General features: G+C 67.4%; 15 protein-coding genes. 14 read left to right on the forward strand and 1 reads right to left on the reverse strand.

Going from position 1 to position 12598, the window contains the following annotated elements; translation table 11 throughout:
- Window positions 1-17: 17 nt before the first annotated feature.
- The 14 genes from ORI27_RS08315 (at window position 18) to ORI27_RS08380 (ending at window position 11947) form a co-directional block, all read left to right on the forward strand.
- Window positions 18-755 (forward strand): helix-turn-helix transcriptional regulator, encoded by a 738-nt coding sequence (locus tag ORI27_RS08315; protein ID WP_407666244.1) that lies wholly within the window; start codon window positions 18-20, stop codon window positions 753-755.
- A gap of 63 nt (window positions 756-818) precedes the next feature.
- Window positions 819-2261, forward strand: coding sequence for a Fe-S cluster assembly protein SufB (gene sufB / locus ORI27_RS08320; RefSeq protein WP_265996181.1), 1443 nt, complete (start codon window positions 819-821; stop codon window positions 2259-2261).
- Entirely contained in the window at window positions 2262-3452 is a 1191-nt protein-coding gene (sufD, locus tag ORI27_RS08325) for a Fe-S cluster assembly protein SufD (RefSeq protein WP_265996180.1), read from the forward strand.
- Window positions 3449-4216, forward strand: a complete 768-nt coding sequence (sufC, locus tag ORI27_RS08330; RefSeq protein ID WP_265996179.1) for a Fe-S cluster assembly ATPase SufC — start codon at window positions 3449-3451, stop codon at window positions 4214-4216. Before sufD ends, sufC begins: the two co-directional genes overlap by 4 nt.
- 1 nt (window position 4217) lies before the next feature.
- Window positions 4218-5468: a cysteine desulfurase gene (locus tag ORI27_RS08335; protein WP_265996178.1), complete on the forward strand. Its 1251-nt coding sequence runs from the start codon at window positions 4218-4220 to the stop codon at window positions 5466-5468.
- A complete protein-coding gene (sufU, locus tag ORI27_RS08340) occupies window positions 5464-5934 on the forward strand; it encodes a Fe-S cluster assembly sulfur transfer protein SufU (protein WP_265996351.1) in 471 nt (156 codons plus the stop codon). The genes ORI27_RS08335 and sufU overlap by 5 nt, the downstream gene beginning before the upstream one ends.
- A complete protein-coding gene (locus ORI27_RS08345; RefSeq protein WP_265996177.1) occupies window positions 5931-6284 on the forward strand; it encodes a metal-sulfur cluster assembly factor in 354 nt (117 codons plus the stop codon). Before sufU ends, ORI27_RS08345 begins: the two co-directional genes overlap by 4 nt.
- Before the next feature lie 10 nt (window positions 6285-6294).
- Window positions 6295-6864, forward strand: coding sequence for a hypothetical protein (locus tag ORI27_RS08350; protein ID WP_265996176.1), 570 nt, complete (start codon window positions 6295-6297; stop codon window positions 6862-6864).
- Window positions 6861-7499 (forward strand): hypothetical protein, encoded by a 639-nt coding sequence (locus ORI27_RS08355; RefSeq protein ID WP_265996175.1) that lies wholly within the window; start codon window positions 6861-6863, stop codon window positions 7497-7499. The genes ORI27_RS08350 and ORI27_RS08355 overlap by 4 nt, the downstream gene beginning before the upstream one ends.
- Before the next feature lie 42 nt (window positions 7500-7541).
- Window positions 7542-8693 carry an oxidoreductase gene (locus ORI27_RS08360; RefSeq protein WP_265996174.1) on the forward strand — a complete coding sequence of 384 codons (1152 nt, stop codon included), beginning with the start codon at window positions 7542-7544 and terminating at the stop codon, window positions 8691-8693.
- Window positions 8694-8737: 44 nt separating this feature from the next.
- The gene (gene trxA, locus ORI27_RS08365; protein WP_265996173.1) at window positions 8738-9097 is read left to right on the forward strand and encodes a thioredoxin; all 360 of its coding nucleotides are present in this window, start codon (window positions 8738-8740) and stop codon (window positions 9095-9097) included.
- Window positions 9098-9122: 25 nt separating this feature from the next.
- A complete protein-coding gene (locus ORI27_RS08370; protein WP_265996172.1) occupies window positions 9123-9944 on the forward strand; it encodes an enoyl-CoA hydratase in 822 nt (273 codons plus the stop codon).
- An 80-nt stretch (window positions 9945-10024) separates the two neighbouring features.
- A complete protein-coding gene (locus ORI27_RS08375; RefSeq protein WP_265996171.1) occupies window positions 10025-11662 on the forward strand; it encodes an ABC-F family ATP-binding cassette domain-containing protein in 1638 nt (545 codons plus the stop codon).
- A gap of 96 nt (window positions 11663-11758) precedes the next feature.
- Window positions 11759-11947, forward strand: coding sequence for a helix-turn-helix domain-containing protein (locus ORI27_RS08380; RefSeq protein WP_265996170.1), 189 nt, complete (start codon window positions 11759-11761; stop codon window positions 11945-11947).
- A 73-nt stretch (window positions 11948-12020) separates the two neighbouring features.
- Here ORI27_RS08380 and ORI27_RS08385 read toward each other — a convergent pair whose 3' ends face one another.
- Window positions 12021-12596 carry a TetR/AcrR family transcriptional regulator gene (locus tag ORI27_RS08385; RefSeq protein ID WP_265996169.1) on the reverse strand — a complete coding sequence of 192 codons (576 nt, stop codon included), beginning with the start codon at window positions 12594-12596 and terminating at the stop codon, window positions 12021-12023.
- Window positions 12597-12598 lie beyond the last annotated feature (2 nt).

The following is a 12598-nucleotide window of genomic DNA, read 5'->3' on the forward strand; positions in this document are numbered from 1 at the left end:
CCCCCAGCCTGCTAAGGGTGCCCTTGCTAGACCTGTCCGGCGAATTGCGTAACACTGGTGTTGTGAAAATCCCGTCCGATGCGGATCCGGTGCCCGTGATGGGCACTGCGGCGCACGACGGCCAGACCAGACGAGCCATCGTGCAACTGCTGCTGGAGTCGGGATCGATCACCGCGGCCGAGATCGGTCGCCGCCTGGGCATCTCCGCCGCCGGTGTGCGCCGTCACCTCGATGCTCTCATCGACGCCGGCGACGCTCAGGCCAACGCCGCGGCGGCGTGGCAGCAGGCCGGCCGCGGAAGGCCCGCCAAGCGCTACCGGCTGACCGCGGCCGGGCGTGCCAAGCTCGAGCACACCTATGACGACCTGGCCTCCGCGGCGATCCGCCAGCTGCGCGAGATCGGCGGCGAGGAGGCGGTCCAGACGTTCGCCCGGCGCAGGATCGACGCCATCCTGGCGGGAGTAACGCCGGGTCCCGATGACGTTGAATCAACCGCGGAGCGGGTAGCCGATGCGTTGACGAAAGCCGGTTATGCGGCAACGACGACCCGGGTGCACGGTCCAGTTCAGGGCATCGAGATCTGCCAGCACCACTGCCCGGTTTCGCACGTCGCGGAGGAATTCCCGGAGCTGTGCGAGGCCGAGCAACAGGCCATGTCGGAGGTCCTCGGCACTCACGTGCAGAGGTTGGCGACGATCGCCAACGGCGACTGCGCCTGCACCACCCACGTGCCGCTCACCCCGGTACACCGCTAGAGAAGAACCACTTCGGTGCTCAGCTCGCGCCGAAGCCGCCACGATCGATTGAGGAGCGTCGCCATGACACTCACACCGGAAGCCAAGCCGGCCGAGCCACTGACCCAGGACGAGGCGATCGCCTCGCTGGGCAAGTACGGCTACGGCTGGTCGGACTCCGACGTCGCGGGCGCCAGCGCGCAGCGCGGGCTGTCCGAGGCGGTGGTGCGTGACATCTCGGGCAAGAAGAGCGAGCCGCAGTGGATGCTGGACATCCGCCTCAAGGCGCTGCGCACGTTCGACAAGAAGCCGATGCCGAACTGGGGATCGAACCTGGAGGGCATCGACTTCGACAACATCAAGTACTTCGTGCGTTCCAGCGAGAAGCAGGCCGCCACGTGGGACGACCTGCCCGCCGACATCAAGAACACCTACGACCGGCTCGGAATCCCCGAGGCGGAGAAGCAGCGGCTGGTCTCCGGTGTGGCTGCGCAGTACGAGTCCGAGGTGGTTTACCACTCCATCCGTGAGGATCTCGAGGCCCAAGGCGTGATCTTCCTGGACACCGACTCGGGCCTGCGTGAGCACCCGGAGATCTTCAAGCAGTACTTCGGCACGGTGATCCCGGCCGGTGACAACAAGTTCTCCGCGCTCAACACCGCGGTGTGGTCGGGTGGCTCGTTCATCTACGTGCCCAAGGGTGTCCACGTCGACATCCCGCTGCAGGCCTACTTCCGGATCAACACCGAGAACATGGGCCAATTCGAGCGCACGCTGATCATCGTCGACGAGGACGCCTATGTGCACTACGTCGAGGGCTGCACCGCGCCGATCTACAAGAGCGACTCGCTGCACTCGGCGGTGGTGGAGATCATCGTCAAGCCGGGTGGCCGGTGCCGGTACACGACCATCCAGAACTGGTCGAACAATGTCTACAACCTGGTCACCAAGCGGGCCCGGGCCGAAGCCGGCGCCACCATGGAGTGGGTCGACGGCAATATCGGCTCCAAGGTGACGATGAAGTACCCGGCGGTCTGGATGACCGGTGAGCACGCCCAGGGTGAAGTGCTCTCGGTAGCGTTCGCCGGTGAGGGGCAGCACCAGGACACCGGCGCCAAGATGCTGCACCTGGCTCCGAACACGTCGAGCAATATCGTGTCGAAGTCGGTGGCCCGCGGTGGCGGCCGCGCGTCCTATCGGGGCCTCGTCCAGGTGAACAAAGGTGCGCACGGATCGCGTTCGAGCGTGAAATGTGATGCGCTGCTCGTCGATACCGTCAGCCGCAGCGATACCTACCCCTACGTCGACATCCGCGAGGATGACGTCACGATGGGGCACGAGGCCACCGTGTCCAAGGTCAGCGCAGATCAGCTGTTCTACCTGATGAGCCGTGGCATGACCGAGGACGAGGCGATGGCGATGGTGGTGCGCGGCTTCGTCGAGCCGATCGCCAAGGAACTGCCGATGGAGTACGCCCTGGAGCTGAACCGGCTGATCGAGCTGCAGATGGAAGGTGCGGTCGGTTAAGTGAGCAATCTGACTAGGGCGGTGGAGGGTTCGCGCCTCACCGCCGTCAACAAGGGCGAGCAGTTCAGCTCGTTCGACGTCGACGCCTTCGAGGTGCCCGGTGGCCGTGACGAGCTGTGGCGGTTCACCCCGCTCAAGCGGTTACGCGGTCTACACGACGGTTCGGCCCCCGCCACCGGGTCCGCCCAGATCACCGTCACCGAACGGCCCGGCGTCATGGTGGAGACCGTCGGCCGCAAGGACGAGCGGCTCGGCCAGGGCGGTGTCCCGGCCGATCGGGTTGCCGCGCAGGCGTTCTCGTCGTTCAACTCCGCCACCGTGGTCACCGTCGCGCGGGGCACCGAGATCGCCGAGCCCATCGAGATCACCGTCGACGGCCCCGGTGAAGGTGCGGTGGCCTACGGGCACCTGCAGATCCGGGTCGAGGAGCAGGCGCGCGCGATCGTCGTCGTCGACCTCCGCGGCAGCGGAACCTACGCCGACAACGTCGAGATCATCGTCGGCGACGCGGCCGGCCTCGGGGTGATCTGGATCGCCGACTGGGCCGACGACATGGTGAATGTCAGCGCGCACCATGCGCTGCTGGGCCGGGACGCCGTGCTCGGGCATGTCAACGTCACGCTGGGCGGCGACGTCGTCCGCACGACCACGACGGTGCGCTATACCGGTCCCGGTGGCGATGCCCAGCTCCTCGGCACGTACTTCGCCGACGACGGTCAGCACTTCGAGTCGCGGCTGCTGGTCGACCACGCCCACCCGAACTGCAAGTCGGATGTGCTGTACAAGGGTGCGCTGCAAGGTGATCCGGATTCGGCCAAGCCGGACGCGCACACCGTCTGGATCGGCGACGTGCTGATCCGCGCGGCGGCCACCGGCACCGATACCTTCGAGGTCAACCGCAACCTGGTGCTCACCGACGGCGCCCGGGCCGACTCGGTGCCCAACCTGGAGATCGAGACCGGGGAGATCCTGGGTGCCGGGCACGCCAGCGCCACCGGCCGTTTCGACGACGAGCAACTGTTCTATCTACAGGCCCGCGGCATCCCGGAGGAACAGGCCCGCCGGTTGGTGGTGCGCGGCTTCTTCGGCGAGATCATCGCCAAGATCGCCGTCCCCGCCGTCCGCGAACGCCTCACCGAAGCCATCGAACGAGAACTAGCAATCACTGAAGCGAGAGCCACCCAGCCATGAGCACATTGGAAATCAAGGACCTCCACGTCAGCGTCGCCAACGAGGACGGCACCGAGAAGGAGATCCTCAAGGGCGTCGATCTGACCGTGAAGTCGGGGGAGACCCACGCGGTCATGGGGCCCAACGGATCGGGCAAGTCCACCCTGTCGTATTCGATTGCGGGTCATCCCAAGTACCACGTCACCTCCGGCTCGATCACCCTCGACGGTGCCGACGTGCTCGCGATGAGCGTCGACGAACGCGCCCGCGCCGGATTGTTTCTGGCCATGCAATACCCGGTCGAGGTGCCCGGGGTATCGATGTCGAATTTCCTGCGCACGGCGGCGACCGCGGTCCGCGGCGAGGCGCCCAAGCTCCGGCATTGGGTCAAAGAGGTCAAGGCCGCGATGACCGACCTCGAGATCGACCCGCAGTTCGCCGAACGCAGCGTCAACGAAGGCTTCTCGGGTGGCGAGAAGAAGCGCCACGAGATCCTGCAGCTGGGTCTGCTGAAGCCCAAGATCGCGATCCTCGACGAAACCGACTCCGGCCTGGACGTCGACGCGCTGCGCGTGGTCTCCGAGGGCGTGAACCGGTATGCCGAGGCCGAGCACGCGGGTGTCCTGCTCATCACCCACTACACCCGGATCCTGCGCTACATCCACCCGCAGTTCGTCCACGTCTTCGTCGACGGCCGGATCGTGGCATCCGGTGGTCCCGAGCTGGCCGACGAGCTCGAGGAGAACGGCTACGTGCGGTTCACCCAGGCGGCGGCGGGGGCCTGAGATGACCGCCTCGGTGGACCTGGACGTCGTGGGCGTCCGCGCTGACTTCCCGATCCTGAGTCGGGTCATGCGGGGCGGACATCAGCTGGCCTACCTGGATTCCGGGGCCACCTCGCAGAAGCCGCTACAGGTCCTCGACGCCGAGCGCGAGTTTCTGACCACCTCCAACGGCGCCGTGCATCGTGGAGCCCATCAGCTGATGGAGGAGGCCACCGACGCCTACGAGCAGGGTCGCGCGGACATCGCCGCGTTCGTCGGGGCCGCCGACGACGAGCTGGTGTTCACCAAGAACGCCACCGAATCGCTCAACCTGGTGTCCTATGTGTTGGGCGACAACCGGTTCGAACGTTCGGTCGGACCCGGCGACGTCATCGTCACCACCGAACTGGAACACCACGCCAACCTGATCCCATGGCAGGAACTGGCGCGACGCACCGGGGCGACCCTGCGCTGGTACGGAGTCACCGACGACGGCCGCATCGACCTCGATTCGCTGCAACTCGACGACCGGGTGAAAGTCGTCGCCTTCAGCCATCATTCGAACGTCACCGGAGCGGTGGCACCGGTCGACGAAATCGTCAGGCGGGCTCGGTCCGTTGGCGCAATAACCGTTCTGGACGCCTGCCAGTCGGTACCACACCAGCCGGTGGACTTCCACGGCCTGGACGTCGACTATGCCGCGTTCTCCGGTCACAAGATGCTCGGTCCCACCGGTATCGGTGTGCTGTACGGGCGCCGGGAGTTGCTGAATGCGATGCCCCCGTTCCTCACCGGCGGATCGATGATCGAGACCGTCACCATGGAGGCCAGCACGTATGCGCCTCCGCCGCAGCGGTTCGAGGCTGGCACGCCGATGACCTCGCAGGTGGTCGGATTGGCGGCAGCCGCACGGTATCTCGGTGCGCTCGGGATGGCCGCTGTCGAGGCGCACGAGAACGCACTGGTGGCCGCCACCCTCGAGGGGCTGGCCGGGATTCCGCAGGTACGCGTCATCGGGCCGACCACGATGGAGCACCGGGGCTCGCCGGTGAGCTTCGTCGTCGAGGGAGTGCACGCCCACGACGTCGGGCAGGTGCTCGACGACGAGGGCGTCGCCGTGCGGGTCGGGCACCACTGCGCCGCACCGCTGCACCGCCGATTCGGGATCGCCGCCACCGCGCGGGCTTCCTTCGCGGTGTACAACACCGTCGACGAAGTGGAGCGGCTGATCGCCGGCGTCCGCCGGGCCCTCGCATTCTTTGGGCGTGATTGAGTTGAAAATGGAGCAGATGTACCAGGAAGTGATCCTGGACCACTACAAGCACCCGCACCACCGCGGGCTGCGCGAGCCCTTCGGCGCCGAGGTGCACCACGTCAACCCGACGTGCGGGGACGAGGTGACGTTGCGGGTGACCCTGTCCGAGGACGGCGAACAGGTCACCGACGTCTCTTACGACGGCCAGGGCTGCTCCATCAGCCAGGCCGCCACCTCGGTTCTCGCCGATCAGGTGATCGGACAGACGGTGGGTGATGCGCTCAAGACGGTGGCGGCGTTCAGTGAGATGGTGTCGTCGCGAGGAGCCATCGAAGGCGACGAAGACGTGCTGGGCGACGGAGTGGCGTTTGCCGGCGTGGCGAAGTACCCGGCCCGGGTGAAATGCGCGTTGCTGGGCTGGCTGGCTTTCAAAGACGCGGTGGCCCAGGCCTCGCATCGAAAGGACTTGGAGGAGAAGCGATGAGCGACAGCGACATTGCCGCACCGTCGGACGAGCTGCTGGCCGATATCGAGGAAGCCATGCGCGACGTGGTCGACCCCGAACTGGGCATCAACGTCGTCGACCTCGGACTGGTCTACGGCCTCGACGTTGAGAAGGTCGAGACCGGCACAGTCGCGCGCATCGACATGACGTTGACCTCGGCCGCCTGCCCGCTGACCGACGTGATCGAGGACCAGACCATGACCGCGCTGGTCGGCGCCGGCCTGGTCAACGAGGCCAAGATCAACTGGGTGTGGAATCCACCGTGGGGTCCGGACAAGATCACCGAAGACGGCCGCGAACAGCTGCGGGCGCTCGGCTTCACGGTCTAGCCTTTCGAGAATGCTCACCGTCCCCGCTTTCGTCTGGCGGGGAGGCGCGCTGGCCCGAGCGGGAATGGTGGGCCTGGGCGCCGGGGTGTTCCTCGGTGCACTGGCCTGGCTGGATTCGGGGATGTGGTTTCCCGCCCTGCTGGTGCTGGTCGTTGTCACGCTGATCTGCGGCGGCTGGATGGGCTGGTGGATGGCGCGGTTCTGGCCGGGAGCTTCGGCGCTCAGCGGCGAGCAACGGGCGCGGGTCGCCGGGGTCACCCACTGGGGCGGTCGGATGGGCGACCCGGCGCTGGCGCAGCCGGTGGTGGATTTCGCCGATGGGATGCACAGATCCGCGGACAGCGGGCGGCCGTTTCGCTGGGTGCTGCCGCTGGTCCTTGTCCTCGCCCTGGGGGTTGCGGTGTGGGAGGTGGTGGCCGGATCGCCGCGCGGCTTGGTGGCGTCCTGCCTCTGTCTCGTGCTGCTGGGGTTCGTGCTGTTCTGGTGGCCCGATCGGCGAGAGCGATTGCTGGCCAACGCCGATCGCGCCAGAGATCGGGCGCTCGAGCTCATCGAGAGCACCGAAAGGAAGGCTGGGTGACCGAGGGCGCCACCGTGGTGACGACCCGCCGCCAGCTGCACGGCATCGCCGAGAGTTTCATCGCCGGACCGCAGTACCGCGCGACGGGAACGATCCGGCTGGCGGTCCGTCCGGACGGCTTCTGCGGAACAACACTCGGGATCGAGGTGCACGGGACGACGCTGGTATGGCCGCACGGCAGCGTTCGGCTCGCCGGCCCGGTCAGCGCTCTGATCGAGGCCACCGGGCTCGACGTCGGCCCACCGGCCACGGTGTACGACCCTGTGGCGGCACTGGCTCCCGAGGCCGTCATCGAGCTGGACGCCGACGCCGCCGAGGCGATCCACCGAAGCCTTTACGCCGGCGGCGTCGCGATCAACACCGTTCTCCCGGACGGGCATCCGGTTCTGTGGCCGGAACACTTCGACGTCGCCGCCAGCGCCGACGAGGTCAACTACGGCGTCTCGGCCGGCGACGACTTCCACCCGCTGCCCTATGCCTACGTCGGGCCTTGGGATTACCGCGCCTCGCCACGTACGGGGCCGCTGTGGAACGCCCCGTTCGGTGCGGTGCGCGGTCTCGATCTCGCCGCCGACCTCGACGCACTGGCCGCCGACGTCGCCGGCTTCTTCGGCCAGGTGTTGGCGCAGCTGTAATCACTGGAATCACAACGCCGCACGGCGGTGTTGGACACCGTCATGGATGATGCACCCGGAGGGCAGGAGCGTGGCGACGTGGGAAAGGAAACCGTGCAGGAGCTGTTTACGCCGCTGACCGTCGGGTCGTTGACCGTGCGCAACCGGTTCGCGATGGCGCCGATGACCCGGGCGGCCTCGCCGGGCGGAATCCCGGGACCGGACGTCGCCGCCTATTACGCCCGCCGCGCGGCGGGTGGTACCGGGCTGGTGATTACCGAGGGCATCCGCATCCCACATCCGGCGGCAGGTTGGCCCGACCGGATCCCCAACCTCGACGGTGCCGATGTTCTGGCCGGCTGGCGTGCGGTCACCGACGCCGTGCACGCAGAGGGCGGGGCCATCGCCGCACAGCTGTGGCATCAGGGCGCCGCGCGTGGCGTACACGACGGCGACGGTCCCGACGATGTGCCGGTCAGTCCGTCGGGAATCGATCTCGCGGGCGTGGCGATCGGGCGGGCATTGAGCGTCGAGGAGCTGTCCGGGCTCGCGCAGGCGTATGCGCTGGCCGCGACCAACGCGCGCGCCGCCGGTTTCGACGCTGTCGAAATCCACGGCGCCCACGGTTACCTGCTGGACCAATTCCTCTGGGACCACACCAATCGCCGCACCGACGGTTATGGCGGTTCGCTGGCGGCGCGCACCAGGTTTCCGGCTGAGGTGGTCGCGACCGTCCGCGCCGCACTGGGACCCGGTTTCCCGATCATCTACCGGTTCTCGCAGTGGAAGACGAACCACTACGACGCGCAGATCGCCGGCAGCGCCGTCGAACTGGAACAACTGCTGGCGCCGTTGGTGGAGTCCGGGGTCGACGTGCTGCATCCGTCCACACGACGGCACTACCTGCCGGGCTTCCCCGCTGAGGACCCGCAATTGAGTCTGGCGGGCTGGACCAAGAAGATGACCGGCCTGCCCGTCATCGCGGTCGGATCGGTGGGTCTGCAGACCGAATTCCGGCCCGGCGCGGGCGCCGGGCTGATACCGCCGTCGTCTCTCGACCGGCTGCTCGATCAGTTCGATGCGGGTGAGTTCGACATCGTCGCGGTCGGCCGGGCCCTGCTGGCCGATCCCGGGTGGGTAAACCGGGTGCGCGACGGCAAGCTCGACGAGTTCAGTGGTTTCGATGCGGCCAGTGCCCTGGGCCGTTTGTATTGACGTCGACAGGGAACACACAGCGGAGACCGGACGTTAGGACTGACGTGGCTACCCAAGACCTCACCGCACAGAATTTCAACGACACCATCACCGGCAACGAGATCGTGCTGGTCGACTTCTGGGCGTCGTGGTGCGGACCGTGCCGCGCGTTTGCCCCGACCTTCTCGGCGTCCTCGGAGAAGCACCCCGACGTCGTCTACGGCAAGGTCGACACCGAGGCCGAGCAGGAGCTGGCCGCTGCCGCCGAGATCCGCTCCATCCCGACACTGATGGCATTCAAGAAGGGCAAGCTGATCTTCAACCAGGCCGGTGCGCTGCCGCCCGCCGCGCTGGAGGATCTCATCACCCAGGTCAAGGACTTCGACGTCGACGCAGCGATCGCGTCCCAGTCGCAAACCGAGTGACCTACACACGGGTTACCGTGCAACGGTGATTCGTGACTCTGGTTTCGTCCTCGTTGACAACCCTGCGCCCGGCGTCGCCCTGGTGACCCTGAACCGGCCCGAGCGGATGAACTCCATGGCCTTCGACGTTATGGTGCCGCTCAGGGAAGTCCTCGCCGAACTCAACTACGACAACTCGGTGCGGGCGGTCGTATTGACCGGCGCCGGTCGCGGCTTCTCCTCGGGCGCGGACCACAAGTCCGCCGGCTCGGTACCGAATGTCGCCGGGTTGACCCGTCCGTCGTTCGGGCTGCGGTCCATGGCCGTGCTGGACGATGTGATCCTCGCCATGCGCAAGCTGCACCAACCGATCATCGCCGCGGTCAACGGCGCCGCGATCGGGGGCGGGCTGTGCCTTGCGCTAGCCGCCGATATCCGGGTCGCAGCCAGCGGCGCCTACTTCCGCGCCGCCGGCATCAACAACGGGCTGACCGCCAGTGAGCTGGGATTGAGCTACCTGCTGCCGCGCGCGATCGGATCATCGCGGGCCTTCGAGATCATGCTGACCGGCCGGGACGTGGACGCGCAGGAGGCCGAACGGATCGGGCTGGTATCCCGGCAGGTACCCGATGAGGAGTTGTTGCCGGCCTGCTACGAGATTGCCGCCCGGATCGCGGCGTTCTCCCGCCCGGGAACCGAGTTGACCAAGCGGACGCTATGGAGTGGACTGGACGCCGGTAGCCTGGAAGGGCATATGCAGGCCGAGGGTCTTGGGCAACTCTATGTGCGCCTGCTCACCGCCAACTTCGAAGAGGCGGTTGCTGCGCGCGCCGAGAACCGCGCCCCCGTCTTCACCGATGAGAAGTAGTCCCGCAATCACCTAGGAGCAGCGCCCATGATCCGCGGCGGCGACGATGCAGAGCGCAGCGATGAGGAGGAGCGCCGCAGATGATTACCGCAACGGACCTCGAGGTCCGCGCCGGGGCGCGCACGTTGCTGCTGGCGGAGGGCCCGGCGCTGCGGGTGCAGCCCGGCGACCGCATCGGCCTGGTCGGGCGCAACGGTGCGGGGAAGACCACCACCATGCGGATCCTGGCGGGGGAGGGCGAGCCCTACGCGGGCACCGTCGTGCGCACCGGTGATATCGGATATCTGCCGCAGGACCCCCGCGAGGGTGATCTCGACGTCCTGGCTCGCGATCGCGTGTTGTCGGCCCGCGGCCTGGACACGCTGCTGTCCGATCTGGAGAAGCAGCAGGCGCTGATGGCCGAGGTGGTCGACGACGCCGCGCGCGACAAGGCGGTGCGTCGTTACGGCCAACTGGAGGAACGGTTCGCGGCGCTGGGCGGATACGCCGCCGAGAGCGAAGCGGGTCGCATCTGCGCCAGCCTGGGCCTGCCGGAACGGATCCTCACCCAGCCGCTGCGGACCCTGTCCGGCGGCCAGCGCAGGCGCGTCGAGCTGTCCCGGATTCTCTTCGCGGCAGCGGAAGGCGGGGCTGCCGGAGCGAATTCGGCCACCACGCTGCTGCTCGACGAGCCGACCAACCACCTCGACGCGGATTCCATCGGCTGGCTGCGCGATTTCCTCAAGGCGCACACCGGCGGGCTGGTGATCATCAGCCACAACGTCGAACTGCTGGCCGAGGTAGTCAACCGGGTGTGGTTCCTCGACGCGGTGCGCGGCGAGGTCGACGTCTACAACATGGGCTGGCAGAAGTACCTCGACGCCCGGGCGACCGACGAGCAGCGCCGGCGCCGGGAACGGGCCAACGCCGAGCGCAAAGCGGCCGCGTTGCGCACCCAGGCCGCCAAGATGGGAGCGAAGGCCACCAAAGCCGTTGCGGCACAGAATATGTTGCGGCGCGCCGACCGGATGATGTCCGCCCTCGACGCGGAGCGCGTCGCCGACAAGGTCGCCCGGATCAAGTTCCCGACTCCAGCGCCGTGCGGGCGCACCCCACTGGTGGTCAAGGGACTGACCAAGAACTACGGCTCGCTGGAGGTGTTCACCGGGGTCGACTTGGCCATCGACCGCGGCTCGCGGGTCGTGGTGCTCGGCCTCAACGGGGCCGGCAAGACCACCCTGCTGCGCCTGCTGGCCGGTGTCGAGACTCCGGACTCCGGCGGGCTGGAACCCGGGCACGGGCTCAAGATCGGTTATTTCGCACAGGAACACGACACCCTGGACAACAACTCCACGGTGTGGGAGAACATCCGCCACGCCGCGCCCGACACCGGCGAACAGGAGTTGCGCGGCCTGCTCGGTGCGTTCATGTTCAGCGGCGCGCAGCTCGACCAACCCGCCGGCACCCTGTCAGGTGGCGAGAAGACGCGGCTCGCACTGGCGGGGCTGGTCGCCTCGACGGCCAACGTGCTGCTGCTCGACGAGCCGACCAACAACCTCGATCCCGCTTCCCGCGAACAGGTTCTCGACGCACTGCGCAGTTATCTGGGAGCGGTGGTGCTGGTGACCCACGACCCGGGCGCCGCCGAAGCGCTCGACCCGCAGCGGGTGGTCCTGCTTCCAGACGGCACCGAGGACTTCTGGTCCGACGACTATCGGGACCTCATCGAGCTCGCCTGACAACTGGGAAAACCATTTCGGTGATTCCGGCCACGTCATCGAATAGCGCTCCTACTCTGTGGGCTAACGGCGCCGAATCGACCGGGGAGGGTCATCATGAGGAAGCCCAACGAAGCTCGTGATCAGCTGTTGAACAATCTGCGGAGCGCCTACGAGGGCGGTGCGAGCATTCGCACGCTGGTGGCGTCGACGGGCCGGTCGTACGGCTCGATCCACGCGCTGCTGCGCGAATCGGGAACCACCATGCGCAGCCGCGGTGGCCCCAACCACGTCACCCGTCGCTAGCGATTCTCGACTCTCTCGCGAACAGACATAAGCGGTCCGGAACTCACGGCGTGTCGGAGTCTTTTGCGTCTGCTCACGGTGATTCGGGTTCGGCCCGCACCGAATCCTCGACCAGATCCAGCACCGCTGAGAGTCGCTGGGGGTCTTCGCCCGCGGCCAGCCGCGCGACCAGCCCGTCGAGCACCAGGTCCAGGTAACACTGCAGCACGTCGGGCGCCACGTCCTCGCGCAGCCGGCCTGCCTGCTTCTGCCGGCGCAGCCGATCGCTGGTCGCCGCCGCCAACTCGGCGGAGCGCTCCGTCCAACCCCGGTGAAACACCGGGTCGTTGCGCAGTTTGCGGGCGATCTCCAATCGTGTGGCCAGCCAATCGAATTGATCGGGTGCGGCCAGCATGTCCCGCATCACCTGGATGAGACCCTGCCTCGAGGCGACCTCGGCCATCCGCTCGGCGTCCTCACGCGCCAAGGCGAAGAACAGGGTGTCCTTATCGCGGAAGTGGTGGAATATCGCACCTCGCGACAGGCCGATGGTCTGCTCCAGGCGGCGCACGGTTGCCTTGTCGTAGCCGTACTCGGCAAAGCAACGCCGAGCGCCGTCGAGGATCTGGCGACGGCGGGCCGCCAGATGGTCCTCGCTGACCCGGGGCATGA

It is taken from the genome of Mycobacterium pinniadriaticum (genome assembly GCF_026242045.1).
In the GTDB taxonomy this organism is placed as follows: domain Bacteria; phylum Actinomycetota; class Actinomycetes; order Mycobacteriales; family Mycobacteriaceae; genus Mycobacterium; species Mycobacterium pinniadriaticum.

Excerpts from the sequence above, each read along its gene's own strand:
- ORI27_RS08345 (WP_265996177.1), top strand. The coding sequence starts at position 5,931 with ATGAGCGACAGCGACATTGCCGCACCGTCGGACGAGCTGCTGGCCGAT.
- ORI27_RS08360 (WP_265996174.1), top strand. The coding sequence starts at position 7,542 with ATGGATGATGCACCCGGAGGGCAGGAGCGTGGCGACGTGGGAAAGGAA.
- sufC (WP_265996179.1), top strand. The coding sequence starts at position 3,449 with ATGAGCACATTGGAAATCAAGGACCTCCACGTCAGCGTCGCCAACGAG.
- ORI27_RS08350 (WP_265996176.1), top strand. The coding sequence starts at position 6,295 with ATGCTCACCGTCCCCGCTTTCGTCTGGCGGGGAGGCGCGCTGGCCCGA.
- ORI27_RS08380 (WP_265996170.1), top strand. The coding sequence starts at position 11,759 with ATGAGGAAGCCCAACGAAGCTCGTGATCAGCTGTTGAACAATCTGCGG.
- ORI27_RS08385 (WP_265996169.1), bottom strand. The coding sequence starts at position 12,596 with ATGCCCCGGGTCAGCGAGGACCATCTGGCGGCCCGCCGTCGCCAGATC.
- ORI27_RS08375 (WP_265996171.1), top strand. The coding sequence starts at position 10,025 with ATGATTACCGCAACGGACCTCGAGGTCCGCGCCGGGGCGCGCACGTTG.
- sufB (WP_265996181.1), top strand. The coding sequence starts at position 819 with ATGACACTCACACCGGAAGCCAAGCCGGCCGAGCCACTGACCCAGGAC.
- ORI27_RS08335 (WP_265996178.1), top strand. The coding sequence starts at position 4,218 with ATGACCGCCTCGGTGGACCTGGACGTCGTGGGCGTCCGCGCTGACTTC.